This is a genomic window from Ruegeria sp. L12 (genome assembly GCF_056531745.1).
Map to the genome: position 1 here is coordinate 15,444 of NZ_JBQFMH010000013.1, position 25,261 is coordinate 40,704.

General features: G+C 60.3%; 29 protein-coding genes. 12 read left to right on the forward strand and 17 right to left on the reverse strand.

Going from position 1 to position 25,261, the window contains the following annotated elements; all coding sequences use genetic code 11:
* Positions 1 to 16: 16 nt before the first annotated feature.
* The 6 genes from ubiV to ACR0K9_RS17655 all read right to left on the reverse strand — a co-directional run bounded on the left by ubiV (position 17) and on the right by ACR0K9_RS17655 (position 3,681).
* Complete coding sequence (gene ubiV / locus ACR0K9_RS17630; RefSeq protein WP_480825170.1) at positions 17 to 928, reverse strand: ubiquinone anaerobic biosynthesis protein UbiV; 912 nt, start codon at positions 926 to 928, stop codon at positions 17 to 19.
* A 5-nt stretch (positions 929 to 933) separates the two neighbouring features.
* On the reverse strand, positions 934 to 1,932 hold the full coding sequence (ubiU, locus tag ACR0K9_RS17635; RefSeq protein ID WP_480825172.1) for a ubiquinone anaerobic biosynthesis protein UbiU: 999 nt from the start codon (positions 1,930 to 1,932) through the stop codon (positions 934 to 936).
* Between the two features lie 17 nt (positions 1,933 to 1,949).
* Complete coding sequence (gene ubiT / locus ACR0K9_RS17640; RefSeq protein WP_480825174.1) at positions 1,950 to 2,459, reverse strand: ubiquinone anaerobic biosynthesis accessory factor UbiT; 510 nt, start codon at positions 2,457 to 2,459, stop codon at positions 1,950 to 1,952.
* Between the two features lie 82 nt (positions 2,460 to 2,541).
* Positions 2,542 to 3,018, reverse strand: a complete 477-nt coding sequence (locus ACR0K9_RS17645; protein WP_480825176.1) for a hemerythrin domain-containing protein — start codon at positions 3,016 to 3,018, stop codon at positions 2,542 to 2,544.
* Positions 2,987 to 3,547 carry a DUF2478 domain-containing protein gene (locus ACR0K9_RS17650; RefSeq protein WP_480825178.1) on the reverse strand — a complete coding sequence of 187 codons (561 nt, stop codon included), beginning with the start codon at positions 3,545 to 3,547 and terminating at the stop codon, positions 2,987 to 2,989. The genes ACR0K9_RS17645 and ACR0K9_RS17650 overlap by 32 nt, the downstream gene beginning before the upstream one ends.
* A complete protein-coding gene (locus ACR0K9_RS17655) occupies positions 3,544 to 3,681 on the reverse strand; it encodes a hypothetical protein (protein ID WP_480825180.1) in 138 nt (45 codons plus the stop codon). The genes ACR0K9_RS17650 and ACR0K9_RS17655 overlap by 4 nt, the downstream gene beginning before the upstream one ends.
* 108 nt (positions 3,682 to 3,789) lie before the next feature.
* Between ACR0K9_RS17655 and ACR0K9_RS17660 the strand changes: the two genes are divergently transcribed.
* Positions 3,790 to 4,230 (forward strand): Rrf2 family transcriptional regulator, encoded by a 441-nt coding sequence (locus ACR0K9_RS17660; protein ID WP_480825182.1) that lies wholly within the window; start codon positions 3,790 to 3,792, stop codon positions 4,228 to 4,230.
* A 437-nt stretch (positions 4,231 to 4,667) separates the two neighbouring features.
* Positions 4,668 to 4,937, forward strand: coding sequence for a hypothetical protein (locus tag ACR0K9_RS17665; RefSeq protein WP_480825184.1), 270 nt, complete (start codon positions 4,668 to 4,670; stop codon positions 4,935 to 4,937).
* A 110-nt stretch (positions 4,938 to 5,047) separates the two neighbouring features.
* Here the strand turns inward: ACR0K9_RS17665 and sfsA are convergent, their stop codons facing one another.
* Positions 5,048 to 5,749 (reverse strand): DNA/RNA nuclease SfsA, encoded by a 702-nt coding sequence (gene sfsA, locus ACR0K9_RS17670; protein ID WP_480825186.1) that lies wholly within the window; start codon positions 5,747 to 5,749, stop codon positions 5,048 to 5,050.
* 51 nt (positions 5,750 to 5,800) lie between these two features.
* On the opposite strand from sfsA, the gene ACR0K9_RS17675 reads away from it, so the two are divergent.
* From ACR0K9_RS17675 to ACR0K9_RS17690, 4 genes are read left to right on the forward strand one after another with little or no spacing between them, the layout of a single operon-like run.
* Positions 5,801 to 6,523 carry a competence/damage-inducible protein A gene (locus ACR0K9_RS17675; RefSeq protein ID WP_480825188.1) on the forward strand — a complete coding sequence of 241 codons (723 nt, stop codon included), beginning with the start codon at positions 5,801 to 5,803 and terminating at the stop codon, positions 6,521 to 6,523.
* Positions 6,520 to 7,230, forward strand: coding sequence for a GNAT family N-acetyltransferase (locus ACR0K9_RS17680; protein ID WP_480825190.1), 711 nt, complete (start codon positions 6,520 to 6,522; stop codon positions 7,228 to 7,230). Before ACR0K9_RS17675 ends, ACR0K9_RS17680 begins: the two co-directional genes overlap by 4 nt.
* Positions 7,231 to 7,240: 10 nt before the next feature.
* Complete coding sequence (locus tag ACR0K9_RS17685; protein ID WP_480825192.1) at positions 7,241 to 7,813, forward strand: peroxidase-related enzyme; 573 nt, start codon at positions 7,241 to 7,243, stop codon at positions 7,811 to 7,813.
* Positions 7,810 to 8,712 (forward strand): OmpA family protein, encoded by a 903-nt coding sequence (locus ACR0K9_RS17690; protein WP_480825194.1) that lies wholly within the window; start codon positions 7,810 to 7,812, stop codon positions 8,710 to 8,712. The genes ACR0K9_RS17685 and ACR0K9_RS17690 overlap by 4 nt, the downstream gene beginning before the upstream one ends.
* 136 nt (positions 8,713 to 8,848) lie before the next feature.
* Here ACR0K9_RS17690 and ACR0K9_RS17695 read toward each other — a convergent pair whose 3' ends face one another.
* A complete protein-coding gene (locus ACR0K9_RS17695) occupies positions 8,849 to 9,754 on the reverse strand; it encodes a LysR family transcriptional regulator (RefSeq protein WP_480535783.1) in 906 nt (301 codons plus the stop codon).
* 228 nt (positions 9,755 to 9,982) lie between these two features.
* On the opposite strand from ACR0K9_RS17695, the gene ACR0K9_RS17700 reads away from it, so the two are divergent.
* Positions 9,983 to 10,423: a DUF4399 domain-containing protein gene (locus ACR0K9_RS17700; protein WP_480825196.1), complete on the forward strand. Its 441-nt coding sequence runs from the start codon at positions 9,983 to 9,985 to the stop codon at positions 10,421 to 10,423.
* Between the two features lie 23 nt (positions 10,424 to 10,446).
* Here the strand turns inward: ACR0K9_RS17700 and ACR0K9_RS17705 are convergent, their stop codons facing one another.
* From ACR0K9_RS17705 to ACR0K9_RS17715, 3 genes are all read right to left on the reverse strand, one after another.
* The gene (locus tag ACR0K9_RS17705; RefSeq protein WP_480825198.1) at positions 10,447 to 10,839 is read right to left on the reverse strand and encodes a hypothetical protein; all 393 of its coding nucleotides are present in this window, start codon (positions 10,837 to 10,839) and stop codon (positions 10,447 to 10,449) included.
* Positions 10,836 to 11,087, reverse strand: a complete 252-nt coding sequence (locus tag ACR0K9_RS17710; RefSeq protein ID WP_480825200.1) for a hypothetical protein — start codon at positions 11,085 to 11,087, stop codon at positions 10,836 to 10,838. Before ACR0K9_RS17710 ends, ACR0K9_RS17705 begins: the two co-directional genes overlap by 4 nt.
* A 100-nt stretch (positions 11,088 to 11,187) precedes the next feature.
* Positions 11,188 to 13,215, reverse strand: a complete 2,028-nt coding sequence (locus ACR0K9_RS17715) for an FAD-dependent oxidoreductase (protein ID WP_480825202.1) — start codon at positions 13,213 to 13,215, stop codon at positions 11,188 to 11,190.
* 137 nt (positions 13,216 to 13,352) lie between these two features.
* On the opposite strand from ACR0K9_RS17715, the gene ACR0K9_RS17720 reads away from it, so the two are divergent.
* Positions 13,353 to 13,838, forward strand: coding sequence for an RNA pyrophosphohydrolase (locus tag ACR0K9_RS17720; protein ID WP_480825204.1), 486 nt, complete (start codon positions 13,353 to 13,355; stop codon positions 13,836 to 13,838).
* Between the two features lie 21 nt (positions 13,839 to 13,859).
* On the opposite strand, the gene ACR0K9_RS17725 is transcribed toward ACR0K9_RS17720, so the two are convergent.
* The gene (locus ACR0K9_RS17725) at positions 13,860 to 14,519 is read right to left on the reverse strand and encodes an NYN domain-containing protein (protein WP_480825206.1); all 660 of its coding nucleotides are present in this window, start codon (positions 14,517 to 14,519) and stop codon (positions 13,860 to 13,862) included.
* 153 nt (positions 14,520 to 14,672) lie between these two features.
* Between ACR0K9_RS17725 and ACR0K9_RS17730 the strand changes: the two genes are divergently transcribed.
* Both ACR0K9_RS17730 and ACR0K9_RS17735 read left to right on the forward strand, forming a co-directional pair.
* The gene (locus ACR0K9_RS17730; RefSeq protein ID WP_480825208.1) at positions 14,673 to 16,058 is read left to right on the forward strand and encodes a radical SAM protein; all 1,386 of its coding nucleotides are present in this window, start codon (positions 14,673 to 14,675) and stop codon (positions 16,056 to 16,058) included.
* Positions 16,055 to 16,894, forward strand: a complete 840-nt coding sequence (locus ACR0K9_RS17735; RefSeq protein WP_480825210.1) for a DUF547 domain-containing protein — start codon at positions 16,055 to 16,057, stop codon at positions 16,892 to 16,894. The genes ACR0K9_RS17730 and ACR0K9_RS17735 overlap by 4 nt, the downstream gene beginning before the upstream one ends.
* 174 nt (positions 16,895 to 17,068) lie before the next feature.
* Here ACR0K9_RS17735 and ACR0K9_RS17740 read toward each other — a convergent pair whose 3' ends face one another.
* Both ACR0K9_RS17740 and nth read right to left on the reverse strand, forming a co-directional pair.
* Positions 17,069 to 18,058 (reverse strand): adenosine kinase, encoded by a 990-nt coding sequence (locus ACR0K9_RS17740; protein ID WP_480825212.1) that lies wholly within the window; start codon positions 18,056 to 18,058, stop codon positions 17,069 to 17,071.
* Positions 18,055 to 18,699: an endonuclease III gene (nth, locus tag ACR0K9_RS17745; RefSeq protein WP_480825214.1), complete on the reverse strand. Its 645-nt coding sequence runs from the start codon at positions 18,697 to 18,699 to the stop codon at positions 18,055 to 18,057. Before nth ends, ACR0K9_RS17740 begins: the two co-directional genes overlap by 4 nt.
* Before the next feature lie 115 nt (positions 18,700 to 18,814).
* Here nth and ACR0K9_RS17750 point away from each other — a divergent pair, with 115 nt between their 5' ends.
* Complete coding sequence (locus ACR0K9_RS17750) at positions 18,815 to 19,657, forward strand: methylated-DNA--[protein]-cysteine S-methyltransferase (protein ID WP_480825216.1); 843 nt, start codon at positions 18,815 to 18,817, stop codon at positions 19,655 to 19,657.
* Between the two features lie 55 nt (positions 19,658 to 19,712).
* Here the strand turns inward: ACR0K9_RS17750 and ACR0K9_RS17755 are convergent, their stop codons facing one another.
* Positions 19,713 to 21,152 carry an aldehyde dehydrogenase family protein gene (locus tag ACR0K9_RS17755; protein ID WP_480825218.1) on the reverse strand — a complete coding sequence of 480 codons (1,440 nt, stop codon included), beginning with the start codon at positions 21,150 to 21,152 and terminating at the stop codon, positions 19,713 to 19,715.
* Between the two features lie 212 nt (positions 21,153 to 21,364).
* On the opposite strand from ACR0K9_RS17755, the gene ACR0K9_RS17760 reads away from it, so the two are divergent.
* On the forward strand, positions 21,365 to 22,015 hold the full coding sequence (locus ACR0K9_RS17760) for a peroxiredoxin (RefSeq protein WP_480535804.1): 651 nt from the start codon (positions 21,365 to 21,367) through the stop codon (positions 22,013 to 22,015).
* Between the two features lie 122 nt (positions 22,016 to 22,137).
* Here the strand turns inward: ACR0K9_RS17760 and ACR0K9_RS17765 are convergent, their stop codons facing one another.
* Complete coding sequence (locus ACR0K9_RS17765; RefSeq protein ID WP_480825220.1) at positions 22,138 to 22,965, reverse strand: methyltransferase domain-containing protein; 828 nt, start codon at positions 22,963 to 22,965, stop codon at positions 22,138 to 22,140.
* Between the two features lie 122 nt (positions 22,966 to 23,087).
* Positions 23,088 to 25,238 (reverse strand): polyribonucleotide nucleotidyltransferase, encoded by a 2,151-nt coding sequence (gene pnp / locus ACR0K9_RS17770; protein ID WP_170693525.1) that lies wholly within the window; start codon positions 25,236 to 25,238, stop codon positions 23,088 to 23,090.
* Positions 25,239 to 25,261: the final 23 nt, after the last annotated feature.

The window sequence follows — 25,261 nt, forward strand, 5'->3', positions numbered from 1 at the left end:
AGCCCTCGCCGCGCAATTACGCTGGATTGGCATTGGCGATACGGCGATATCCGGCCTCGCCGTGGAAGAAGCCGTTGCTGAACGGAACCCCGCCGCAGATTTCGCGCAACACCGCTTCCGCCTCTGGCAGATCGAGTCTGCGCTCCAGCACGCGCCGGTAGACCTGCGTGACGGCCACCATATCCACCTTCTGCGGCATCAGCCTCAAATGGGTGACACCATCATCAGCCAGCCGTGCCAATTCCGGCATGAGGTCGACATAGCTTTCGGACTGGGTCTGGATGCCATTCACCCGCAAAATCGGCTGATCTTTGCTCGTGGTCAGCGGCATCCCATCGGCATCGTCCTCACAAACGAACTGACAATTGTCCTTTGTGCGGCCATGCGCGCGCGCGTGGTAACAGCGTGCCGAAACGGCGAGCGAGACGCGACCAAATACCTGTACCTCGACACCCAGTCCCAGATCGCGGGCTGTCTGCGTGGCAACGGCGATGGCCGGGGCGGGCAGTTCCGTGGGCAGAACGACATGGGTCGCGCCCTGATCCGCCATCCATTTGATCGTGGCCTCGTTATAGGCGTTCATGAAGGGGCCGATCCGATGCGGGCGCTTGCCGCGCGCATAAAGCCCCGCGGCATTGTTGATCTCGATCTCGGGTCCGTCCATCGCGGCCAGATCCTCGGTCGTCTTACGCTCGCGCTTCAGCATCACCTCGGCGAGTGTCGATAGGATCACCTGCTTCCCTGCACCCTCCAATCGTTCAATGATTGTCGGTAAGCCCGCCTCCTGAAAAGGTGCGCGTTTTGAGCAGATCACCTCGCCCAGATAGACTTCGTCTACAGGAGCCTCGTCCGCGATACGGGCATAGAAATCGTGCCGCTGTTCGGCAGACCAGTGGTAGGCGATTGGGCCCAGTGTCAGCTTTGTCATGTTCGTCACCGCCATTTCTTTGTCTCGAAGGCGCCCTGCGTCTGCTTCTGCCCTTCGGTCAATGCGACGAGATCGGCGATATTCGCTTCACCGCCCGCCCGGATGTCGTCCACCGCTGCGCGAAATGCCTTTACAACATTGCGCACATAACTTTTTGAACGCTGCCGCCCTTCGATCTTGAAGGCATGAACACCCGCCCCAATCAGATCGGGCAATAGCCGCGAGAGGTTGAGGCTGACAGGTTCCTCAAAGGCGTAATAACCTTCGGGCCGGTGCGGCGCGGTATATCGGCCTTTGCAGATCGTGGGATAGCCGGCCTTTTCGTTCGGTCCGAAACAGTCGATCGTGAAGCCCGCAAGCTTCGAGGACATCGACCCATCCTCGTGGCGGGCATATTCCACGTCCGAGGCCGGGGAACAGACGCCGTCCATGTTGGTGGATTGCCCGGTCAAGTAGTTGGTCAGGCTGCACCGCCCTTCGACCATCAGCCCGTGGTTGCCAAAGATGAAGGTTTCGATCTCGCAAGGGATTTCCTTGCGGATCTGGCGAATCTCGGGGATCGTCAGGATGCGTGGCAGGACAACGCGCTTCACACCGAAACTCTCGCAATAATAGCGGATGGCCTCGGGGCTGGAGGCTGCGGCCTGCACTGACAGATGTAACCGGATGCCGGGATGGGTGCGGGCGATGTAATCGGCCACCCCCATATCGGCAACGATGAACGCATCAACGCCAAACCGCGCACCAGTATCGGCGGCCTGTCGCCAGAGGTCCACCTTGCCCGCAGGCGGATAGGTGTTGAGGGCCAGAAGAACCTTCGCCCCTTTTGCGTGGGCATAGACAACGGATTCGGCCAGCTCTTCCGGTGTGAAATTCAGGCCCGGAAAGTTGCGGGCATTGGTGGCATTCTGGAAACCGCAATAGACGGCATCGGCACCAGCATCGACGGCGGTACGCAGGGCAGCTGGCGTGCCGGCGGGACAGATCAGTTCGGCAAGACTCATGGTCCGGCTATTTCCTTTCAGGTTGCGGGGTATGAACGGCGCAGTCGCGCCAGGATCGCGCGTCCCGGTGCGCCGAACATGTCGGCGGTTTCTTCGGCGATGGAGCCATCGACATCGTCAAGCGCGTTTCTCAGTCGCACAACCGCTTCGGTATCGCCGGTCACTTCAAGATCACGCGAAAAGAAGGCCGCATCACCATCCTCTTCTGAATCGATCAATTCTAGCAGCAGCATGAAACGGCCACGGATTGCCGCGCCGGCAACGGGTGCAACATCGCGCGGCACAGCGCGGAGGATCAGGGCTTGCGGATCAGGGCGTAGGTGCAGTGCGAAGGGCAGTTCAACTGGGTCGATGATATAATCTGTTGTCTGATGCGGTCCAAGTCGAGCAAAGAGCGACGGGTGGCGTTCCGCGACGCGTCGGACGACGCGCGATAGTATCGGCTGAACTAATACGGCCGACAGCCGCGCCACCGCATTCTGCCCGGGCAGGCGCGGGCGTTGAACGGGCCGGGGGTTGGCAGTCATATCTCGGGTCCTACTTTCTGCAAACGGAGTGTGGTCGACCTCCGCCGCCACGCAGGGCGGCGAGGCAGATGCATGCCATCGCTCACACCGGCGCCTCGATACGCGGAAACAGCACCTCATTTTCGAGATACATGTGCTCATCAAGGTCATCGACCAGCTTGCCGAGCCCTTGATAAAGACGCCGCCAACTCCGGCAGGCGTAGCTCGGCAGTCGAAACCCATGGGTAATCGCTGCGATGTGGTTCAGCCCGGCCTCTTGATTGTCATGTGCCGCGCGTAGACCCTGGACAGCCATTGCGGCGCTTGATGAGGGTCCAGTCTGCAGCGCAATGAAGACAGCTTTCTCTTCTTCACGCATGTGTACCTCGAGCTCTGCGGTCATCGTTTCAAGCGCATCGGTCAATCCATGCGGGGCGTTCGGGTCGGTCGCATGAGCTGTCTCGACTTTGCGGGCCAGAGCAACAAGGCCCGGCAACTCGCGTCGATGTGTGTCGTGGTATCGGGTCCGGATGTGATCGATCAGCGCGTCAGTCGGTGTCAGGGTTGTCGGATCTTGCATTCACGCCTCCTCTGTTAAGTGACGCGATCGCCGCATGACACCAGGCCAGAACCGCGTTCTCTTCGGGTGGTAATGTCGTCGCCATGCCATCCGCAAAGTGTTCGAAAGCCGCCCGGTGGGCATCGGGCACACCGATCAGGACCGGTATGTCGCGCGACAGGGCCTCAACCATCAGAGCGCGAAATCCGCGCCCTTCCGCCTCGCTGAGGCCGAATTTGTTCAACACGACCAAGTCAGCCCCGTCCGAGACCAGGCGCGCGGTCGCCATACCGACCGCATCTTCCAGAGCTCCCGCATCCATCCGACAGGCGGTGGAGCCAGCGCCAAGATTTTGCGTTATCCGGGCGACAGGCCCGTCAGGCAATAGCCACAAATCGCTGTTGCAATGGCCTGTCTTGCCCTGCGTTTCTCGCGCGCGCAGGGCACCTGCGATCCGGATATCCCTTCCCTGCAAGCGCGCAACCAAGGTGGTGAGCAACCAGTCTGTTGCACCTCGACCTTTTGCCGAAACTCCCGCAAGCCTCATCATCGGCCCTGCTGCTGCTCCACGCGCTCCGCCGGCAACGCGAGAATTGGGCGTGTCGTATGTTGAAACCTGACCGCGATCCGGTCGACCGGAGTGACGGGTTCTTCTTGAGCGGGGATGGCGGCATCATCTTTCATGGCCGGTCCTTTTGGGTACGATTTATCTGGGCATGATCGAATTGGTATTTGATTTGCCGAATATGCTCAGTTAATACGCATTGCAAATACCAAAACAGGATTGCGACCTTGCGCCTCACTTCTTTCACTGACTTCGGGCTGCGCGTATTGATGCGCATGGCAGGGGACCCGGCCCGCGCCCTGACAACTGCCGATCTTGCAGAAGAGTTTCAGATTTCGCGCAACCACCTTGCCAAGGTGATCTCCGCGCTATCCGGAGCTGGCTATCTTGAGACCCGGCGCGGCGGCGGTGGCGGGGCTACGCTGGCGCGCCCGCCAGAGGAAATCCGGCTTGGCGACGTGGTGGCCTTCCTTGAATCCGGCCAGGTGCTGGTGGAGTGCTTCTCACCCGATGGCACAGCTTGCACACTGACCCCGCACTGCCGCTTGAAGGCGCGACTGGCCCAGGCAGAGGCCGCCTTCCTAGCTGACCTCAACCGAAGTACTCTGGCCGACTGCGTTTATCCTTCCGAAGCCGTCCGACGGCTCCAAATCATTGATCGTCGATAATGAAGCGGCTTTGTCGCATTCTTTTCTGAAGTATGAATGTTTGTTAAGTCTGTCCGTCGTCAGACAATCTGGAAAAATGGAAGCAGAGCGGTTCTAGCCGAATTTGTCTCACATAGCTCTTTTTCAAACTAGCTTCCCGCAACTCCAACCAAGCAGCCGCGACACACATTGATTTTAGCTGTCACTGGGCCGGTAATTACTGGACGTTGACTTTAGAAAGTTTAGCAAAATCAGTGTTTTAGTATGCCTTTAATTTCTGGACTGTATCATTAATTACCGGACTGTGCCCTTAATTCCCGGACGGTGTGTCCTGTGGATAAGTCGCCTGGGGATGATCTTGTCTAATGAAGTAGAGCACCCAGAAGAAAGTGCGATCGCAGTTGAACGGGCCAATGCGTTGCGTCCGATACTGGAGCTTGAGTAGTCAGGGCAGGATATTGGACCGCTACTATTGGGAGCGGCCAAGAAAATCGGCGTTTCGAGAAGCACCGCATGGGGTTTTTGCCAGCGACGCGGATAAACGCAGCAAATTGGTCAAGTTGACCCGATCCGGCAAAGACAAGATAGAAACGGTCATGGCTGACGTGCACGAAGCAGATACGGTTCTTCTGAACAGCAGCCTTTCAAAGGAAGCGATCAATTCGCTTCACAAGACTCTTCTATCTGCAATAGAGCAACTCGAAGAGTTTCAAGAAACTGCAAGGTAAACTACGTCAGGGTGGAACCCAACTGTTCCAATTTCGGTAGACTTTGTTGGTCTATTCACCTGATTTTTGAAGCGCGATTGTAGCGGCCGCTTGGGTGGCGTTGCCATCTTTTAGTCGCTCTGCCAGCTTAGCGTGGGATCGACCCAGACCCCTTCGGGCGTAATACGGGTTCCGATGATCAGGCGCTCGATCCGTTCGGCGGCTTCATATGTTGCCGCATAGGTCGGGTCGATATCGGTCGCCAGCGCAAACCGGTCGCAATCGGTGCGTTGCACCAGATACAGCATCACCGCCCGATGTCCCTGCGCCGCCATCGCCGCCAGTTCGCCCAGATGTTTGGTGCCGCGCGCGGTGACGCTGTCGGGAAACTCGGCCAGACCGGGCTGACGCGACAGGGTGACGCTTTTGACCTCGACATAGGCATCGGGCAGGCCGGGCTGGGTGAGCAGGAAATCGATGCGGCTGTTCTCGCCATATCTGACCTCTGGCGTCACGGTTTCATAGGCCGCCAGCTCGGGGATCTCGCGCGCCTCCAGCGCGATCCGCAGCGCCCGGTTCGGGACCGAGGTATCGACGCCAGTGAAATGCCCGTTCTCGTGATCCACCAGCCGCCAGCCGTATTTCAGCTTTTTCTTCGGATCGTCGTTGGGCTCCAGCCAGATTTTCTCGCCCGGTTCCGCCAGACCCATCATCGAGCCGGGATTGGCGCAGTGGGCGGTGACCTCGCGCCCGTCCTCTAGCAGGCAATCGGCCAGAAAGCGTTTGTAGCGGCGGATCAGGCGGGCGGGGACAAGGGGGGTTTCAAATCGCATGGCCTAGGGCCTATACCTGCCCTAAGGGCCGATCAAGAGGGAGGGCGTGCCATGGCCAATCCAACCGCCGCAATGCTGGTGATCGGGGATGAGATCCTCTCGGGCCGCACCCGCGATGCCAACATGCATTACCTGGCCGGAGAGCTGGCAAAGCAGGGCATCGACCTGAAAGAGGTCCGTATCGTCAGTGATGATGCTCCGGCAATCGAGACCGCCGTCAAGGCCCTGTCCGAGGCCCATGACACCGTGTTCACCAGCGGCGGCATCGGCCCGACCCATGACGACATCACCGCCGATTGCATCGCCCGCGCCTTCGGGGCGCATATCGATGTCCGCGCCGATGCCCGCGCCCTGCTTGAGGCGCATTACGACAAATCGGGGCTGGAACTGAATGACGCCCGCCTGCGCATGGCGCGCATCCCGGACGGGGCGGAACTGATCGACAATCCGGTTTCGACTGCGCCGGGCTTCACGCTTGGGAACGTGCATGTCATGGCCGGTGTGCCGCTGGTTTTTCAGGCGATGGTTGCAAGTGTTTTGCCATCGCTCACCGGCGGCAGCCCGCTTTTGTCACAAACCCTGCGGGTGGATCGGGGCGAGGGCGATATCGCCGCAACACTGGGGCTGCTGGCCGAGGATTTCGACGATCTGTCCATCGGCTGCTATCCGTTTCAGATCAACGGTGTCTTTGGCGCAAATGTGGTGATCCGCGGCGCTGAAGGCAGCCGCATCGACGCCGCCATCACCCGCCTCGCGAAAGAGCTTGAGCTTTGAGCGCCAACTGGTCCGCGATTGTCGACGCCACATGGCCCGCCGTCGGGTTTGAAACGCTGGGGCCGTTCAGGTTACGCAAGGGGCAGGGTGGCGGCTCACGCGTGTCCGCCGCCAGCCGTGTCGGCGATGTGACGGATGCAGATATCGACGCCGCCGAGGCCGCGATGCAGGCCATGGGCCAGAAACGGATCTTTTGCCTGTGGGCAGGGGATGAGGCGCTGGACGCGCAACTTGCCGCGCGCGGTTACGACATTCTCGATCCGGTCAATATCTACACCTGCCCGGCTGCGCATCTGACCGATATTCCGGTCCCGCGCGTGACCGTGTTCAACATCTGGGAACCGCTGGCGATCATGCGCGAAATCTGGGCGCAGGGCGGCATCGGGCCGGAACGGCTGGCCATCATGCATCGGGCGCAGGGGCCGAAAACGGGCCTGTTGATACGCCGCAGCGATCAGCCCGCGGGTACCGGTTTCGTCGCCATCCATGATGGCATCGCCATGGTGCACGCGCTGGAAATCCTGCCCGAACATCGCCGCCACGGCATGGGTGCATGGGCCATGCGCGCCGCGGCTTTCTGGGCGCTGGACAATGGCGCTGAGACCCTTAGCGTGATCTGCACCAAGGCGAATGAAGGGGCCAACGCGCTCTACCGCGCGCTGGGGATGGAGATCGCCGGAGAATACCACTACCGGCAACGCGTATGAGGAGAGCGACGTGACCACACAGGATCAGCCCACCGCCCTGAATCTGCCTCAGGTGGACCCGCTGCCGCCAGAGACGCAGAAATACTTCGATATCTGTGTCGAAAAGCTGGGCATGGTGCCCAATGTGCTGCGCGCCTATGCCTTCGATATCGACAAGCTGAACGCGTTCACGGCGATGTATAACGATCTGATGCTGGCCGAAAGCGGGCTGTCCAAGCTGGAGCGCGAGATGATCGCCGTGGTCGTCTCCTCCATCAACAAATGTTTCTATTGCCTCGTGGCGCATGGCGCAGCGGTGCGGCAGCTTTCAGGCGACCCGCAACTGGGCGAGATGTTGGTGATGAACTACCGCGTCGCGCCGCTGGAAGACCGTCAGCGCGCGATGCTGGATTTCGCCGCCCAGATGACCCATGCCAGTGTAACGGTCGAAGACGCAGACCGCCAGCGCTTGCGCGATGCTGGCTTCAGCGACCGCGATATCTGGGACATCGCCAATGTCACCGGCTTTTTCAACATGACCAACCGCGTGGCCAGCGCCACCGCGATGGTCCCGAACCCAGAATACCACGCCCAGTTCCGATGATCCTGCGCCTCTCTCTCAGCTTCATTCTGTTGGCTTGCCCCGCGCTGGCACAAGACCTGATCCTGCCGCCCAGCGCCCGTCAGGTCAGCGAACGGGTCAGTGCGCTTGGCAGCTATGATCTGCCGACCAGCGTATTTGCCAACGGCGCGGTGCCCTCTCGCACGGTCGAGGGCCGGGTCGAACGCCTGACCTGGCGCTTGCAGACTGGCTCCAGTACCACGCTGCAGATTCTTGCGCCTCTGCGGGATCAGTTGCAGGCACAGGGCTATGACATCGCTTTCGAATGCGAGGCCCGCAGCTGCGGCGGCTTCGATTTTCGTTTTGGCACCGAGGTGGTGCCGACGCCCGACATGTATGTGGCGATCCACGATTACCGCTTTCTCGCTGCCACCAAGGGTGAGGATGCGCTGAGCTTGCTGGTCAGCCGCAACGAGCCTGAAGGCTATGTGCAGATGATCCGCGTCTCGCCGGTCGGATCCCAGCCGGCTCCACCGCTGGTGATTGAAGAAACGGTTGATGGCGCGGCGGGTCTTTTGAGCGAACTGAGCCAGAACGGGCACGTGATTCTGGACGATCTGCATTTCCGTACCGGCGAGGTGGTGCTGGGCGAGGGGCCCTTTGCCTCGCTGACCTTGCTGGCGGGCTATCTGACCGACAATCCGCAGATGCGTCTGGCGCTGGTCGGGCACACAGACGACACCGGCGCCTTACAGGCCAATATTACTGTCAGTATGAAACGGGCCGAGGCAGTCCGAGCGCGCCTGATCGAAGCGCATGGCATCGCCCCTGACCGCATAGAGGCAGAGGGCGCAGGCTATCTCGCGCCTATCACGTCAAACGCAACACCCGAGGGTCGCGATATCAATCGCCGGGTTGAAGCGGTGCTGCTGATCAACTGAGACGACGCGCCGGAAACTTTGAAAGTTTCCGGACCGATTTCATTAAATGAAATCGGCAACTCTGATCAGAGGTGATGTGCCAAAAAAAAGACCCGTGCCTTTCAGCACGGGCCACCGAGGTACTTCAGGGAGAATTCTACCAATCCATCGGGCCTTTTTCGGCGTAAGATTCGACAAGAAAATCAATGAAGGCCCGCACTTTGGGCTGGGTGAACCGGCCCGGCGGGTAAACCGCATAGACGCCCTGAACCTCGTCGGGCAGCGACGGCATGGCGTCGACCACCTCACCCGATTTCAGCGCGTCGGCATACAGATAGCTGGGCAGATGCGCGATCCCCAGCCCCGATATGGCGGCGTTCAGCAGCGACTGCCCGTCATTCACGCTCAGCCATCCGGCAGTGCGCACCTGACGCTTTTCGCCCGACGGCGCGGTCAGTTTCCAAACACTGCCCGAAGACTGGCTGGAATAATGCAGCAGCTTGTGTTCGTTCAGATCGTCGATCTTTTGCGGGCGTCCGAACTGTTCAATGTATTTCGGCGATGCGACCAGACGTTTGACCGTCTCGGTCAGCTTGCGGGCGCGCAGGGTGCTGTCCTCCAGCTCTCCGATCCGCACGGCGACGTCGAACCCTTCGGAAATCAATTCGACATAGCGGTTGTTCAGCACCATGTTCACCGTGATTTCGGGAAACGCAGACAGGAATTCCGACAGCACCGGGGACAGGTGATTGACGCCGAAATCGGTGGCCACACTGATCCGCAGCAAACCAGAGGGTGCCGATTGCATCGAGGTCACCAGCGCGTCGGCCTCTCCCGCGTCATTCAGAACGCGACGGGCGCGATCGTAATAGGCCAGCCCAATCTCGGTCGGTGATACGCGGCGTGTGGTGCGGTTCAGCAGCCTTGCACCCAGCCGCGCCTCAAGGCTCGACACGTGTTTGGACACGGCCGATTTGGAGATGCCCATTTTCTTGGCCGCGTCAGTGAAACCCCCTTGGTCCACCACGTTGGAAAAGGCCTCCATTTCGGTCAGTCGATCCATTCTCGTTCCCCAGGTCTTCCGTTCGTTGTCTCTTTATCGCGATCAATCTGGGCGAGAACTGGGCAGACATGGGATAATATCGGGGTTTTGATTCGGATCGTTTGCGACTGGGAAACGCCGGGCGTGCCGGGCAGCGCGCCATATGATTCAGCGCAAATCCCCGGTTTTTGGTCCTTTTCTCAATCGTGCTATGTTGAGAATGGCATTTTTGTGACCAAGGAGGAGATTATGAAAGTCCTTTTCACAGCCACCGCCCTGTGTCTGAGCGCAACGCTCGCCTGGGCCGGCGGAGAGACGCCCTCGAACCCCGACGCAACGGTCTATTTCGTCAACCTGTCTGACGGGGACACGGTGCAATCACCCGTTAAGATTGTGTTTGGTCTCAACGGCATGGGCGTTGCGCCCGCCGGGACCGAGAAAGAAAATACCGGCCATCACCACCTGCTGATCAACCGCCCACCGCTGGGGCAGGGCGAGGACGGCGCGGATGAGCTGGCCTATGGCTTGCCCGCCGATGACAACCACATGCATTTCGGCGGCGGCCAGACCGAGGTGACGCTGGACCTTGCGCCGGGCGAACACACGCTGCAACTGGTGCTGGGGGATGCAGGCCATGTACCGCACGCAACCCCGATCGTGTCCGACGTGATCACCATCACCGTCGAGTAGAGATCGGTACGATCCGGCCTGCCTCAGGCGGCGGCTGGCAACAGGAATACGCCGCGGGCGAGTGCCGAATTCAGCCGGTCGCTGGAATACCAGCTGCTCAACACGGATTTGGACATCAGATCCGGGTGGGCTGCAACAAAATCGTCAAAACTGCAGTCTGCTGAGTGCGCCATGCGCTCGGCAATCAGGCTCATGAAGGCGTAAGTGATGGTCAGGTTGAATTTGTCCGGCGCACCGGCTTTTGCGGCAAGGGCCCTGATCCCTTTGGCATAGATCGCCGCAGCATCGATAAAATCATACTTGCGCAACAGGTCGAAGGCTACCCGAACATGTTCGGCATGTCCGAATGTAGCGTTGTCGATCGCGTGTGCTTCAAAAGCGCGGGTGATGTCGGCGCATTGGATCGGTTTGGTCATTCGTCCTGCTCCTTGAATTTGTGGCTGTCCTCGGCTGTCCAGTCGAAATCGTAGACGGTTTTGAGCTGTTTGATCTTTTCCAGCGTGTCTGCGGAAAAGGGTGGCTTGTTCTCAAAACTATGCAGGACGATGCCTTCGATCAGATCGCCAACTGTCATATCCAGCGACTCGGCCAGCCCCTTCAGAACTTTCAGCAGCCGCTTTTCGATGCGGATTCCCGTTTGCGTGCGTTCAACTTTCGTATCCATGATGTACATATGTACCTGTGTACCCAAAAAGTCAAGCGCCACAAAAAAAGCCACGCCTTTCGGCGCAGCTTTCCGTCGCAAGTAAAATGGACCCGTTGGCTCAGAAGGTCGCCGCCAGCCGGGTGCCCTGATTGATTGCGCGTTTCGCATCCAGTTCGGCGGCCACATCCGCGCCGCCGATGACGTGACAGGCGATGCCACGATCCCCAAGCTCATCGGCCAGAGACCGATCCGAGACCTGACCCGCGCACAGCACAATCGTCTCTACCGGGATAACGGTCGGATCTTCGCGGGCCTCACCAAAGCTGACATGCAGACCGTCTTCGTCGATGCGTTCGTAGTTCACGCCGCCCACGAAATTGACGTCCTTCATCTTCAGCGTGGCCCGGTGAATCCACCCGGTCGTCTTGCCCAGCCCTTTGCCATGCCTTTGCGCCTTGCGCTGCAACAACGTGACCTGACGGGCAGGGGCGGCGGGTTGTGGTCCTTCGGGCGCAAGGCCCGCACGGTGCTGTTCCGGATCACTCACGCCCCATTCCTTCATCCAGGCGGGCAGGTCGGTGGTGAGGCTATGCCCGTCCTCAAGCAGGAACTCGGACACGTCAAAGCCGATCCCTCCCGCGCCGATCACGGCGACGGAACTGCCAACCTCGGCCTTGCCGCGCAGCACGTCGATATAGCTCAGGACATTGTCCTGGTCCTGCCCCGGAATCTGCGGATCGCGCGGGGTGACGCCAGTGGCGATGACCACCTCGTCAAAGCCGGTCAGATCGTCGGCACTGACCTCGCGGTTCAGCTCAACCTTGACGCCCAGATCGTCCATCATGGTGCGATACCAGTCGACGAGGCCCCAGAACTCCTCTTTCCCCGGCACCTGCTTGGCCATGTTCAACTGACCGCCGATCTCGGATGCGCGGTCGAACAGGGTGACATCGTGCCCGCGCTGGGCCGCTGTCATCGCGGTGGACAGGCCCGCGGGGCCGGCACCGACAATGGCAACAGTCTTGCGCTTCTCCGCCTCACCGATCACCAGTTCCGTCTCATGGCAGGCGCGCGGATTGACCAGACACGAGGTCAGCTTGCCGCTGAACGTGTGATCCAGACAGGCCTGGTTGCAGGCGATGCAGGGCGCGATCTTCGCGGCCTCACCCGCAATTGCCTTGTTGACGAAATCCGCATCCGCCAGCATCGGCCGCGCCAGCGAAACCATATCGGCGCACCCCGAGGACAGAACCTCTTCGGCCACCTCAGGCGTGTTGATCCGGTTCGAGGTGATCACCGGGATCGAAACCTTGCCCATCAGCTTTTTCGTCACCCAGGCAAAAGCCGCGCGCGGCACGCTGGTGGCGATGGTCGGTATCCGCGCCTCGTGCCAGCCGATGCCTGTGTTGATGATCGTCGCCCCGGCCTGCTCGATCCGCTGCGCCAGCTCCACCACTTCCTCATGGGTCGAGCCGTTGGGCACCAGATCGATCATCGACAGGCGGTAGATGATGATGAAATCGGTGCCCACGGCTTCGCGCGTGCGGCGCACCACTTCGATCGGCAGGCGCATCCGGTTCTCATAGGACCCGCCCCAGCGGTCGGTGCGTTTGTTGGTATGGGTCACCAGGAACTGGTTCAGGAAATACCCCTCGGACCCCATGATCTCGACGCCGTCATAGCCCGCCTTCTGGGCCAGCACGGCTGCATTCACAATATCGCTGATCTGCTTCTCGATCCCGTCCTCGTCCAGCTCATGCGGCGGGAACGGAGAGATCGGGGATTTCACCGGGCTGGGCGCCACGCATTTGGGACCATAGGCATAACGTCCCGCATGCAGGATCTGCATCGCGATCTTGCCACCGGCCTCATGCACGCGCTGTGTTACGGTGGAATGGTTTGCCACCTCGTTGTCATTGGTCATCATCGAGGCCCCCGGTAACACCGAGCCTTCAAGGTTCGGACCAATCCCGCCCGTCACCATCAACGCCACGCCGCCGCGCGCCCGGTCGGCATAGAACTCGGCCACCCGGTTCCAGTCGCCGGTTTCCTCAAGCCCGGTATGCATCGACCCCATCAGCACGCGGTTCTTCAGCGTGGTAAATCCCAGATCCAGCGGCGCCAGCATGTTTGGGTACGCAGTCATGGCGAACTCTCCCTCCCGAATTTGCGGGTTAGATTGACCTTCGCGTCACCTTTGTCACGCGAAACCTAACGTCATTCCCTTTGCCTTCGGCGCGCCACTTGCTAGAGACGCTGCAAAGCTTGTTGACGAGGCCGCGCATGACCCCTGACCAGATCGCCAGACTGCCCTATCGCCCCTGCGTGGGGCTGATGCTGATGAATGCCGAGGGCAAGATTTTTGTCGGTCAGCGCAATGACCGCCACAAGGACGCCTGGCAGATGCCTCAGGGCGGTGTGGACAAGGGCGAAGACCCGCGTGATGCCGCCCTGCGCGAGCTGTGGGAGGAAACCGGCGTGACCGCCGATCTGGTCGAAATCATCGCCGAAACCGACGGCTGGTTGCCCTATGATCTGCCCCACGATATCGTGCCGAAAATCTGGAAAGGCCGCTATCGCGGGCAAGAGCAGAAATGGTACCTGATGCGCTTCACCGGCCGGGACGACCAGATCAATATCGCAACCGATCACCCCGAGTTCACCCATTGGAAATGGCAGGACCCCGCGCGCCTGACCGCCGAAATCGTGCCGTTCAAGCGTGCGGTTTATGAACAGGTGGTTGCCGCCTTTGCCGAACATCTGCGCTGAGCGCCCTGCTGCTTCAAAGCTTCAACGTAAAAACCCCTCTGGTTTGAAGCGAACATGCGCATCTGGACCCTTCGGATCCAAATCGTATAACCCTGCGCGCTTGGCCAGATATCTCCGCCAGGTTTTCTCGGGGCGGGTACTGATCTTGATGTCATGATGCTTTCTCATGCGCACATTCAGGTCGGCAATCAGAATGCCTTGTCCGTTTTGGCTACTCGCAGCAATCACGTCCTTTATGTCCTGATCTAGTTGAGTGACACTGTGATCAGTTGGAGCTGTCTGCCCAGCGCCTAGCTCGATGAACTCAGTACATTTCGCACGCACCGATAGTGGCGTTTTATTTTCACCGACGCCTAGTGCCACCAGTCCCAACTTACGCAAGCGACAGTGGAGATGAGAAAAATCACCATCTGAACTGCCGATAACGATGACGTCGATGGTGTTGCGCAACGCGAGTTCGATTGCATCGATCGCCAGCAGAATGTCAGTCGCGTTCTTACCTGTACCGCTATGAACAAGCCGAAAGGCAGGTGCATCATGCCAACCCGAACATTTCTGGGCGTTCATATAGACGCGCCCGATATCGATCTGCCCAGCGTTTTGGCCAATTCGTAGAATTTCAGCCTGATGGGTTGGGCTAACGTTGTCTCCATCAATCAGCACTGCGACACGTCGGATCATGCGCACCTCAATCCATAAACTCAATCAGGTCTGAGTAGTGTCATTTTGAGGCAAAACTTTGACCTGCTCCCTTCGATCACCTCAACCTCATGACCTGACAACTTGCCGTGAGTGGCATAGCGCTGGGCCACATGCCTCCCTAGCCTCTGAGGCATGAAAGACAGCGCAAATCACCAAATTTCAAACGCCATCGGAACAGCCCCGGCAGGTCGCCGATTTCATGGGGCTGACCGCCGCGCGCCTTTGCGCGGCGGTTTGCAGGCGTGCGGTGAATACGGCCCCGGCCAGACGGCAGGCCGGTTCTATCCCATCGCCTGCGTCGCGCTTGAGGTAACGCAGCGCTGCAATCTGGATTGTTCGCTCTGTTACCTGTCGGACCGGGCCGAGATGACCTATGATCCCCCGCTTTCGGTCCTGTTCGCGCGGCTGGTGACGATCCGCAGCCATTACGGCCCCAGCGTCTCGGTCCAGTTGACGGGCGGCGATCCGACTTTGCGCAAAATCGAAGACCTTGAGGCGCTGTGCCGCGAGATCAGACGTTTGGGTATGCGCTCGTGCCTGATGACCAACGGCATCCGCGCCAGCCGGGCCAAACTGACACGACTGGCCGCCGCCGGGCTGGACGACGTGGCCTTTCACGTCGACCTGACGCAGGAGCGCCGCGGGTTCGGGACCGAAGTTGAACTGAACACTGTCCGCAGTGCCTATATCCGTCGGGCCGAGGGGCTGGGGCTGCGCGTCCTGTTCAACACCACCGTGTTCGAGGGCAATTTTGCCGAGTTGCCCGCGCTTGCACGGTTCCTGCGCGACCAGCCTGAAGTTGCGTTTGTATCCTTCCAGATGCAGGCCGATACCGGGCGCGGGGTGCTGCGCGAACGGCCCGACACGATCACGCAGCACAGTGTCATGCGCGCGGTTGAACAGGGGTATGAGACCCAGCTGCATTTCGATACCGCCGCCGTGGGGCATTCCCGCTGCAACCGCTATGCCAGCGTGATCACGGCGGGCGGCAAGGCCCGGTCGACCCTGTCGAACCGCAAGCTTGTCCATCGCGTGATTGAAGCGCTGGAACAACAGGACCGATCGCAGGACGGGCATCTAGACATTCACGACAGCATGCGACGTCTGGCGCTGCGCCACCCGCTGCTGGCCCTGCGCGCTGCCGCGCATCTGGTGGGCTGTACGCTGCGGCTTGGCACCGGTTTGCTGCGGGGGCAGGTACGGCAACAGGCGGTGTTCATCCACAACTTCATGGCGGCTGATGCGTTGGAGGAGGATCGATGCGCCTCCTGCGTGTTCATGGTCGCCACGGCCAACGGCCCGCTATCCATGTGTGTCCACAATGCGCAACGTGATCTGCATCTCGCTGCGCCGGACCGGGTCGAGGCAGATGACGGGCCGCTTTGGTGGAATTCGGCCTCTCGCGATCTGACCGACACCCCCGATCTGCCCGACCTGCACGATCCGGAATTGGCACCGCTGAAAAAGCTCAAAGGTCAGTTGCGGGCGGCGCGGTCACGCCGGAAAGTAATCTCATGAGAGCCTTCTTAGCCCTCCTACTGCTGCCGCTGCTGGCTGCCTGTGCCAGCGTCGAGCGTCTGGCCCTGCCCTCGGCGACACCCCTGCCGGATACCGCGCTGACCCGATCCGCCCCGCCGCCCGGAGACCATGTCGATCATCGGGACTGGAGCGCCTTTCTGTCCCGATATGTCACCACAGATGCGCAAGGAGTGAACCGTGTGGCCTATGGGCAGGTCTCACGGGCAGATCGAGCCCGGTTGGAGGGTTATCTGAGCGATCTGCAATCGGTGGACCCCGCCGCGCTGACCCGGGATCAGCAACTGGCCTATTGGATCAATCTGTACAATGCGCTGACCGTTGATCTGATCCTTGAAAACTACCCCGTCGCTTCGATCCGGGACATCACCGATGGCGCATTTTCCTTTGGCCCGTGGGATCGGCCTCTGGCGCAGGTTGCCGGGCGACGTCTGACGCTGAATGATATCGAGCACCGCATCATCCGGTCCGGCTTTGACGAGCCGCGCATCCATTATGCGCTGAACTGTGCGGCCGTGGGATGCCCCAATCTGATGAACAGGGCGTGGCAGGCCGAAACGCTGGAGCGGGACCTGGCAGCCGCCGAGCGCGCCTATGTCAACGACCGGCGCGGGGTGCGGTATGATGCGCGCGGGCGGCTGATCCTGTCCAAGATCTATATTTGGTTTCGCGAGGATTTTGGACCGAACGAGAAAGCGGTGATTGCCTATCTCGAAACGGCGGTAGAACCGGAATTGCGCGCGAGATTGCAAGACGCCCGGCGCGTGAACGCATATGAATATAACTGGGCCTTGAACGACGCTGCCGGTGGATCATAGCCGCGCTGAATCAAGGCCGCAGGCCGCCGCGCGATCGCCAGACCGCCCGCACGGGCTGGCGATTTTGAACCTTGGAAAACAGAAATACCGTCGGGAATAGTTGGCTGGCACAAAGTGCTTTGTTCAACCGGTTGATCGCCATTCCGCGGTCTGGCAATCGCGCGGCTCCGCAGCTTACAGCAAGCCTTCTTCCCGCAGCAACTCCTGCATATTCGCCTCCGGTCTCGGCCCGATATGGCTGATCACCTCACGGGCGCAGACATTGCCGATCTTGGCACAGGTCTCGTAATCGCGGCCCGTGGCCATGCCGTAGAGGAACCCGGCAGCGAACTGATCGCCTGCGCCGGTGGCATCCACTGGCACCACCTTTTCAACCGGCACGTCAATGCGTTGACCGTCGTGCAGAACAGTAACGCCGTCGCCCGAGCGGGTACAGACGATCAAAGGACAAATCTCAGCCGTTTTCACCAAGGCCTCTTCCAGATCATCGGTTTCGAACAGCGACTTGATCTCAGCCTCATTGCCGATGACGAAATCCAGCTCGTTCTCGATCAGCAACAGGAAATCGACCCGGTGACGTTCCACGCAGAACGGATCGGAAATGGCGATCCCGGCCTTGCCGCCGCCCTTGCGACAGGTACGCGCAGCCTCAAGGAATGCGGCTTTGCCCTTTTCCTTGTCGAACAGATAACCCTCAAGGAACATGAGCTGGCTGCTGCCCGCCACGTCGCGGGACACATCTTCGGACGACAATTCCGACGAAATCCCCAGATAGGTATTCATCGACCGCTCACCATCGGGCGAGACAAAGATCATCGAGCGTGAGGTCGGCAGCTCTCCGCCCGGCACCGGCGGGTTGACGAAATCCACCCCGTCCTCGTTCATTGCATCCGCATAGAACCGGCCCAGGGCGTCGTCATGCACGCGCCCGATAAACGCCGCATCCAGCCCCAGCGTACCTGCGCCCGCAATCGTGTTCGCGACCGAGCCACCCGGCGTCTGCACCCGGCTTTCCATCGAGGCGTAAAGCAGCTCGCCCCGCTCCTGCTCGATCAGTTGCATGATGCCTTTCTCAATGCCCATCAGTTCCAGAAAACTGTCATCGGCCTGGGAAATTACGTCCACGACGGCATTCCCGATGCCGGTCAGTTGGTAGGTCTTCATTGGGTCTTGTCCTCGAATTGGCAGAGATCACGGATGATGCAGGTGGGGCATTGCGGCTTGCGCGCCTTGCAATGGTACCGGCCATGCAGGATCAGCCAGTGATGCGCATGCAGTTGAAAGTCGGCAGGGATGTTGTCTTCGATGGCCCGCTCGACCGCGTCCACGTCCTTTCCGGGACAGATGCCGGTGCGGTTGCCGACGCGGAAGATATGGGTGTCGACCGCTTGTGCCGGTTGCCGCCACCACATGTTCAGCACCACATTGGCGGTCTTACGGCCGACACCGGGCAGCGATTGCAGCGCAGCGCGGGAATTGGGCACCTCGCCGCCATAATCCTCGACCAGAATACGGCTCAGCTTGATCACATTCTTCGCCTTCTGGCGGAACAGTCCGATGGTTTTGATGTGTTCAATCAGACCCTCTTCGCCCAGATCCAGCATCTTTTGCGGCGTGTCGGCGATCTTGAACAGGTCGCGCGTGGCCTTGTTGACGCCCGCATCGGTCGCCTGCGCCGAAAGCGCCACGGCGACGACCAGAGTATAGACGTTCACATGCTCCAGCTCGCCCTTGGGTTCGGGGTCGGCGTCCTGAAAACGCGTAAAGATCTCGCGGATCGTGTGATAATCGAGTTGCTTTGCCATCCGCGCCTTAATGCCGCCCGCCGGGCCGTGACACAAGCCCAAAGCCAATGCGCAAGTTCCGGGTCGCGGGGCCGTGACCCGCACGCTATGATCTGGTCAGAAAACGAGGTCTGCCATGAACATCCAGAACCATGAAAGCGGCTATCACTACAACGTCATGCGCCGGGCGATCGACCTGATCGATCAGGGCGGCGAAGCCCTCAGCCTCGAGGAACTGGCGCGCCAGATGGATATGAGCCCGGCGCATTTCCAGCGCCTGTTCTCGCGTTGGACCGGCGTGTCGCCGAAGCGCTATCAGCAATACCTGACACTGGGTCACGCCAAGGCGCTGCTGCGCGAACGGTTCACCACGCTGGAAACCGCCCATAATGTTGGCCTGTCGGGCAGTGGCCGTTTGCACGATTTGTTCCTGAAATGGGAATCCATGAGCCCCGGCGAATACGCCCGCAAGGGCCAAGGGCTGACGATCTATTGGGGCTGGTTCCCAAGTCCCTTCGGCCCGGCGCTGGTGATGGGCACCGACAAGGGCATTTGCGGCATCGCCTTCGGCTCCGAGACCAGCGAGGAAGCGGCGATGGCGGATATGGTAACCCGCTGGCCGCAGGCGAAGTTTCTGGAAAATCCCGGTCGCCTGCACCTGTGGGTGCAAAGCGCCTTCGGGGCTGAACGGTCCGAGACACCGCTGCATCTCATCGGCTCCCCTTTGCAGATCAAGGTGTGGGAGGCGCTGATGCACATCCCCTCGGGTCAGGTGACGACCTATTCCGAGATCGCCCAGCGTGTCGGCTCGCCACAAGCGGTGCGCGCCGTGGGCACGGCGGTGGGGCGCAACCCGGTCAGCTGGCTGATCCCCTGCCACCGCGCCTTGCGCAAATCCGGCGGACTGGGCGGCTATCACTGGGGTCTGCCGGTGAAACGCGCCATGCTGGCCTATGAGGCCGCTCAGGCGGATGCCTGAGAAAACAGAGCGAGGCGCCCTAGGGCGCCTCACATCTTGATATTTCCTTTTCGCGTTACTCTGCCGCCCAGCCGCCGACGGCCTTGACCTCAAGGAAATCCTCCAACCCCCAGACGCCACCTTCGCGCCCGTTGCCGGATTGTTTCATGCCGCCAAAGGGCGAGCCTGCGCTGCGCGACTGACCGTTCATCTCAACCATGCCCGAGCGCAGCGCGCGCGCCATGCGGTTGGCGCGGTCGCCATCCTGCGTCTGAACATAGTTGGTCAGCCCGTAAGGCGTGTCATTGGCGATCTCGATGGCCTCTTCCTCGGTATCAAACGGGATCATGGTCAGAACCGGGCCAAAGATTTCCTCGCGCGCGACGGTCATCTGGTTGTTGGCGTCGGCAAACACCGTGGGACGTACATAGTAGCCCTTGTTCAGCCCCTCGGGCCGACCGGTGCCGCCCGCAACCAGCCGCGCGCCCTCGTCGATGCCCTTCTGGATCAGGTCCTGAATCTTGGTCCACTGAACCTCGTTCACCACCGGCCCGATATGACGGCCTTCCTCGGTGGCCGGACCGACCGCGACCTTGTTCGCCACCTCGGCGGCGGTCTCGACCGCTTGGTCATAGATCGGGCGCTGCACCAGCATGCGACTGGGCGCGTTGCAGCTTTGGCCGGTGTTGTTCATCATGTGCAGAACGCCACGTTTCACGGCCTTTTCATCCGCATCGGCAAAGACCACATTCGCGCCCTTGCCGCCCAGCTCCAGATGCACCTTCTTCAGCGTATCCGCTGCATTCTTCGAAATCGCCGTGCCTGCACGGGTCGAGCCGGTGAAGCTGACCATATCCACATCCGGATGGCCTGAGAGTTGCGAGCCAACACCCACGCCGTCCCCGTTCACCAGATTGAAGACGCCAGCCGGAAACCCGGCTTCATCCATCATCTCGGCAAAGATCATCGCGTTCAGAGGGCTCTGTTCCGAGGGTTTCAGAACCATCGTACAGCCCGCAATCGCTGCCGCACCGACCTTCAGCGTGATCTGGTTCATCGGCCAGTTCCACGGCGTGATCAGGGCAGCCACGCCGACGGCCTCATAGATGATCCGGTCGTTCGGCGCGTGATCGCCCAGCGGGCGTTCGAACTGAAACGCCTTTGCTGCGCGGATGAAGTTCTTCAGGTGCCAGATCCCGGCCCCGACCTGCTGGCTGCGGGACATGTCGATGGGCGCACCCATTTCATGCGACATCGCCTGTGCCAGATCCTCGCTCCGGGTGCTGTAGACCTCGACCAGCTTTTCCACCAGCGCGATACGCTCTTCGACCGGTGTCGCCATCCAGCCGGGCAGGGCGGCCTTGGCCGCAGCAACGGCGGCATCCGTATCGGCGGCACCGCCCAACGAGATTACCGCGCAGGGTTCCTCTGTCGAAGGATCGATGACCTGAAAGTCATTGGGTGCCGCCGGTTGGATCCACTGGCCATTGATATAGAAATCGCGTTTTTCGATCATCTGAATCTCTCCGCATTGTGTTACATTCGACCGCACGGTCGGTTTTGCTGCACACTCTGTCATTGCTGTGCTGACGGAGCAAGGGAAAGCTTTGGCCGATGTTGTGATCTGCGAACTTACCCTGCGTCAGGGTAAAGAGGTTTAACCTGCCGCCAAAGTGATTAAGTTTGCACCAACCGACTCGGTTCACATACCAACAGAGGAGATGCCCCATGGGTTTACGCATCAATGACACCGTCCCGAATTTCACCGCAGAAACAGATCAGGGCACCATCCAGTTCCACGACTGGATCGGCGACAATTGGGCCATCCTGTTCTCGCACCCCAAGGACTTCACCCCTGTTTGCACCACCGAGTTCTCGGCGGTCGCACAGCTGAACGATGAATGGGCTGCGCGGGGCACCAAGGTGATCGGCGTTTCGGTCGACGGGGTCGAAGACCACAAGAAGTGGAAGAAAGACATCGAGGCCTATGGCAACGCCAATCCCGGTTTCCCGATCATCGCGGATGATGGTCTGGCCGTGTCCAAAGCCTTCGATATGCTGCCCGCCGAGGCCTATCTGCCCGATGGCCGCACCCCGGCCGACAGCGCCACCGTGCGTTCCGTGTTTATCATCGGGCCGGACAAACAACTGAAACTGTCGATGACCTATCCGATGACCGTGGGTCGCAACTTTGCCGAAATCCTACGCGCGCTGGACGGGTTGCAGATGTCGGCCAAGGGCGTGGCCACACCGGCGAACTGGGTGCCCGGTGAGGACGTGATCATCCCGCCCGCCGTGTCCAACGAAGATGCCAAGGAAAAGTTCGGCGAGTTCGAGACGATCTTCCCCTATCTGCGCAAGACCAAGGCCCCGTCCTGATTGGGGCCGGGTCAGGGGGGCTGTCTGCCCCCCCATCGCGCCGGTGCGCGATTCCCTCCGAGGATATTTCTGGCCAGATGAAGCGGGCGGGGGAGGCGTACTGTTTGCAGCACTAAAAAGTGTCAGGCCTTGATTGCCGACACGATCACCGATGGGGCCGGAACCCGGTAACCCCCGGTGTGGCGGACCCCCTCAGAGCGGGCACGGGCGGCAAGATCGGTGCGGATGGCGGCACGGTTTGCATCCGGTTGCCCACCCAGCAGCGACGCCGCTCGGACGGCTCCGCGATCGAACGCATCAAACAGGGCCTCTGGCTCGGTCAGGCCAAGTCCGGTTGCAATATTATCCGAGGTGGCGGCGGTAAAGCCTGCGTCAGTAACCATGGATGCGGCGACGCTGCTGTCAGCGAGCAGGTGGGCGTCTGGCCCTTCGGGCAGCGTCACAGTCGGATCACCCAGCCGCCCGACCGCATCGAACAACCAGCCAAATGCGCCTTCGGATCCCTGACCCTGCCAGATCGAGAATGCCAGCCTCCCGCCCGGTTTCAGAACCCGCGCGGCCTCGGACAGGCCGCGTAGCGGGTCGGGGAAATGGGGAACCCCGAAGCCGATTGTAACAGCGTCAAAGCTGCGATCCTCAAAGCCCGTGGCCATCGCGTCGCCCTGCACGAACTTGGCCGAGGGGACGGCAGAGCGGGCCAGCGCGATCATGGGTTCGGAAAAATCGAGCCCAACAACCGAGGCTCCGCGCGCCACCAATGCGGATGCTACCACCCCATGCCCTGTGCAAAGGTCCAGCACGCGGGTCTGCGGCCCGGCCTGCACCGCACTTGCCAACCGTTGCGCGACCTCGCGGGTGGCGACCGCAAAGCTGTCGGCATAGCCTTGGGCAATGGCCGGATCGGACCAGCCATTGAATTCCATTTCCTCGAATGCGGTTTTGTCTGTCATGGTCGAACCCGCCAATCCGGGGCCTATGTTAGCATGGCAGCAAGGCGCGGAGATAGTTGTGCGCAACAAAAAAAGACCCCGGCCAGAACCGGGGTCTTTTGTGTTTGCGATGAGGCGGCAGATTACTCTGCGCTTTCCTCTTTCTTTTCTTTCTTCTCGGGAACGATCTCTTCGCCGGTTTCCTGATCGACGACTTTCATCGACAGGCGGACCTTGCCGCGATCGTCAAAGCCCAGCAGTTTGACCTTCACTTCCTGACCTTCCTTCAGAACATCCGACGGATGGTTCAGGCGGCGATTTTCGATCTGGGACACGTGGACCAGACCGTCGCGCTTGCCAAAGAAGTTCACGAAGGCACCGAAATCGACGATCTTGACCACTTTACCGGTGTAGATCTGACCTTCTTCCGGCTCAGCAACGATCGAGTGGATCATCTCATAGGCCTTCTTGATCGATTCACCATCGGGCGACGCGATCTTGATGACGCCGTCGTCATTGATGTCGACCTTGGCACCCGAAACTTCAACGATCTCGCGGATGACCTTACCGCCCGAGCCAATCACTTCGCGGATCTTGTCGGTTGGGATGTTCATGGTTTCGATGCGCGGGGCGTGGACCGAGAATTCGTTGGTCTCGGACAGGGCTTTGCCCATCTCACCCAGAATGTGCATCCGGCCGTCCTTGGCTTGCGCCAGGGCTTTCTCCATGATCTCGGGCGTGATGCCTGCAACCTTGATGTCCATCTGCAGCGAGGTGATGCCGTTTTCGGTACCAGCCACTTTGAAGTCCATGTCGCCCAGGTGGTCTTCGTCACCCAGAATGTCCGACAGGATGGCGTATTCGCCGTCATCTTCCAGGATCAGACCCATGGCCACACCGGCAACCGGTGCTTTCAGCGGAACACCCGCATCCATCATCGACAGCGAACCGCCACAGACCGACGCCATCGAGGACGAGCCATTGGATTCAGTGATCTCCGACACGATGCGGATCGTGTAGGGGAAATCGGTCGCTGCAGGCAGAACCGCCTGCAGGGCGCGCCATGCCAGCTTGCCGTGGCCGATCTCACGACGGCCCGGGCCACCAACGCGGCCAACTTCACCAACCGAGTAGGGCGGGAAGTTGTAGTGCAGCAGGAAGTTCGATTTGAAGTTGCCGTGCAGCGCGTCGATGAACTGCTCATCGTCGCCAGTGCCTAGCGTGGTCACGGCCAGTGCCTGTGTTTCACCGCGGGTGAACAGAGCGGAACCGTGTGTGCGCGGCAGCATCGAGGTTTCTGCAACAATCGAACGGATATCGGTGGTCGAACGACCGTCGATACGCTTGCCGCCTTTGACGACGTCACCGCGCAGAATGCCAGCTTCCAGCTTCTTCATTGCGGAACCGAGATTGCCGTCTTCTAGTTGCTCTTCGGTCAGCGCTTCCTTGATCGCTTCACGGGCCGCGGCAACAGCGGCGGTGCGCTCTTGCTTGTCGGTGATCGCGAAGGCTGCGCGCATCTGCTCTTCACCGGCAGCCGAAACAGCGGCGGACAGTTCCGAGTAGTCGGGGGCAACGAATTCGAACGGTTCTTTCGCGGCTTCTTCGGCCAGCGAGATGATCAGGTCGATAACCGGCTGAATCTGCTCATGCGCGAAGTTTACCGCACCCAGCATTTCCGCCTCGGACAGTTCGTACGCTTCCGATTCCACCATCATCACGGCGTCTTTGGTACCGGCAACAACCAGGTCCAGACGCTGTTCAGGGTTCAGGCGCAGGTCCTGCATGTCGTCGACGGTCGGGTTCAGGACGTATTCGCCATCCTCGAAACCAACGCGGGCACCGGCGATCGGGCCCATGAACGGCGCGCCCGAGATGGTCAGGGCAGCGGATGCCGCGATCATCGCGACGATGTCGGGATCGTTGACCAGATCGTGGCTCAGCACGGTGCACATCACCAGAACTTCGTTCTTGAAGCCGTCAACGAACAGCGGACGGATCGGACGGTCGATCAGACGTGCGGTCAGCGTCTCTTTCTCGGTCGGGCGCGCTTCACGCTTGAAGAAGCCACCCGGAACTTTACCGGCGGCATAGTATTTCTCTTGGTAGTGCACGGTCAGCGGGAAAAAATCCTGACCGGGCTTTTGAGCACGGGCAAAGGTCACGTTGGCCATGACGCTGGTTTCGCCCAGCGTGGCAATCACGCTGCCGTCCGCCTGACGGGCAACCTTGCCGGTTTCCAGTGTCAGCGTCTCTTCGCCCCACTGAATCGATTTCTTTGTTACATCAAACATATGCGTATCCTAGAACGGAGCAC

What these genes read in the sequence shown, in the direction of transcription:
- ubiV (WP_480825170.1), bottom strand. Translation starts at nt 928, where the DNA reads ATGACAAAGCTGACACTGGGCCCAATCGCCTACCACTGGTCTGCCGAA.
- ubiU (WP_480825172.1), bottom strand. Translation starts at nt 1,932, where the DNA reads ATGAGTCTTGCCGAACTGATCTGTCCCGCCGGCACGCCAGCTGCCCTG.
- ubiT (WP_480825174.1), bottom strand. Translation starts at nt 2,459, where the DNA reads ATGACTGCCAACCCCCGGCCCGTTCAACGCCCGCGCCTGCCCGGGCAG.
- ACR0K9_RS17645 (WP_480825176.1), bottom strand. Translation starts at nt 3,018, where the DNA reads ATGCAAGATCCGACAACCCTGACACCGACTGACGCGCTGATCGATCAC.
- ACR0K9_RS17650 (WP_480825178.1), bottom strand. Translation starts at nt 3,547, where the DNA reads ATGATGAGGCTTGCGGGAGTTTCGGCAAAAGGTCGAGGTGCAACAGAC.
- ACR0K9_RS17655 (WP_480825180.1), bottom strand. Translation starts at nt 3,681, where the DNA reads ATGAAAGATGATGCCGCCATCCCCGCTCAAGAAGAACCCGTCACTCCG.
- sfsA (WP_480825186.1), bottom strand. Translation starts at nt 5,749, where the DNA reads ATGCGATTTGAAACCCCCCTTGTCCCCGCCCGCCTGATCCGCCGCTAC.
- ACR0K9_RS17675 (WP_480825188.1), top strand. Translation starts at nt 5,801, where the DNA reads ATGGCCAATCCAACCGCCGCAATGCTGGTGATCGGGGATGAGATCCTC.
- ACR0K9_RS17690 (WP_480825194.1), top strand. Translation starts at nt 7,810, where the DNA reads ATGATCCTGCGCCTCTCTCTCAGCTTCATTCTGTTGGCTTGCCCCGCG.
- ACR0K9_RS17695 (WP_480535783.1), bottom strand. Translation starts at nt 9,754, where the DNA reads ATGGATCGACTGACCGAAATGGAGGCCTTTTCCAACGTGGTGGACCAA.
- ACR0K9_RS17700 (WP_480825196.1), top strand. Translation starts at nt 9,983, where the DNA reads ATGAAAGTCCTTTTCACAGCCACCGCCCTGTGTCTGAGCGCAACGCTC.
- ACR0K9_RS17705 (WP_480825198.1), bottom strand. Translation starts at nt 10,839, where the DNA reads ATGACCAAACCGATCCAATGCGCCGACATCACCCGCGCTTTTGAAGCA.
- ACR0K9_RS17710 (WP_480825200.1), bottom strand. Translation starts at nt 11,087, where the DNA reads ATGGATACGAAAGTTGAACGCACGCAAACGGGAATCCGCATCGAAAAG.
- ACR0K9_RS17715 (WP_480825202.1), bottom strand. Translation starts at nt 13,215, where the DNA reads ATGACTGCGTACCCAAACATGCTGGCGCCGCTGGATCTGGGATTTACC.
- ACR0K9_RS17720 (WP_480825204.1), top strand. Translation starts at nt 13,353, where the DNA reads ATGACCCCTGACCAGATCGCCAGACTGCCCTATCGCCCCTGCGTGGGG.
- ACR0K9_RS17725 (WP_480825206.1), bottom strand. Translation starts at nt 14,519, where the DNA reads ATGATCCGACGTGTCGCAGTGCTGATTGATGGAGACAACGTTAGCCCA.
- ACR0K9_RS17730 (WP_480825208.1), top strand. Translation starts at nt 14,673, where the DNA reads ATGAAAGACAGCGCAAATCACCAAATTTCAAACGCCATCGGAACAGCC.
- ACR0K9_RS17735 (WP_480825210.1), top strand. Translation starts at nt 16,055, where the DNA reads ATGAGAGCCTTCTTAGCCCTCCTACTGCTGCCGCTGCTGGCTGCCTGT.
- ACR0K9_RS17740 (WP_480825212.1), bottom strand. Translation starts at nt 18,058, where the DNA reads ATGAAGACCTACCAACTGACCGGCATCGGGAATGCCGTCGTGGACGTA.
- nth (WP_480825214.1), bottom strand. Translation starts at nt 18,699, where the DNA reads ATGGCAAAGCAACTCGATTATCACACGATCCGCGAGATCTTTACGCGT.
- ACR0K9_RS17750 (WP_480825216.1), top strand. Translation starts at nt 18,815, where the DNA reads ATGAACATCCAGAACCATGAAAGCGGCTATCACTACAACGTCATGCGC.
- ACR0K9_RS17755 (WP_480825218.1), bottom strand. Translation starts at nt 21,152, where the DNA reads ATGATCGAAAAACGCGATTTCTATATCAATGGCCAGTGGATCCAACCG.
- ACR0K9_RS17760 (WP_480535804.1), top strand. Translation starts at nt 21,365, where the DNA reads ATGGGTTTACGCATCAATGACACCGTCCCGAATTTCACCGCAGAAACA.
- ACR0K9_RS17765 (WP_480825220.1), bottom strand. Translation starts at nt 22,965, where the DNA reads ATGACAGACAAAACCGCATTCGAGGAAATGGAATTCAATGGCTGGTCC.
- pnp (WP_170693525.1), bottom strand. Translation starts at nt 25,238, where the DNA reads ATGTTTGATGTAACAAAGAAATCGATTCAGTGGGGCGAAGAGACGCTG.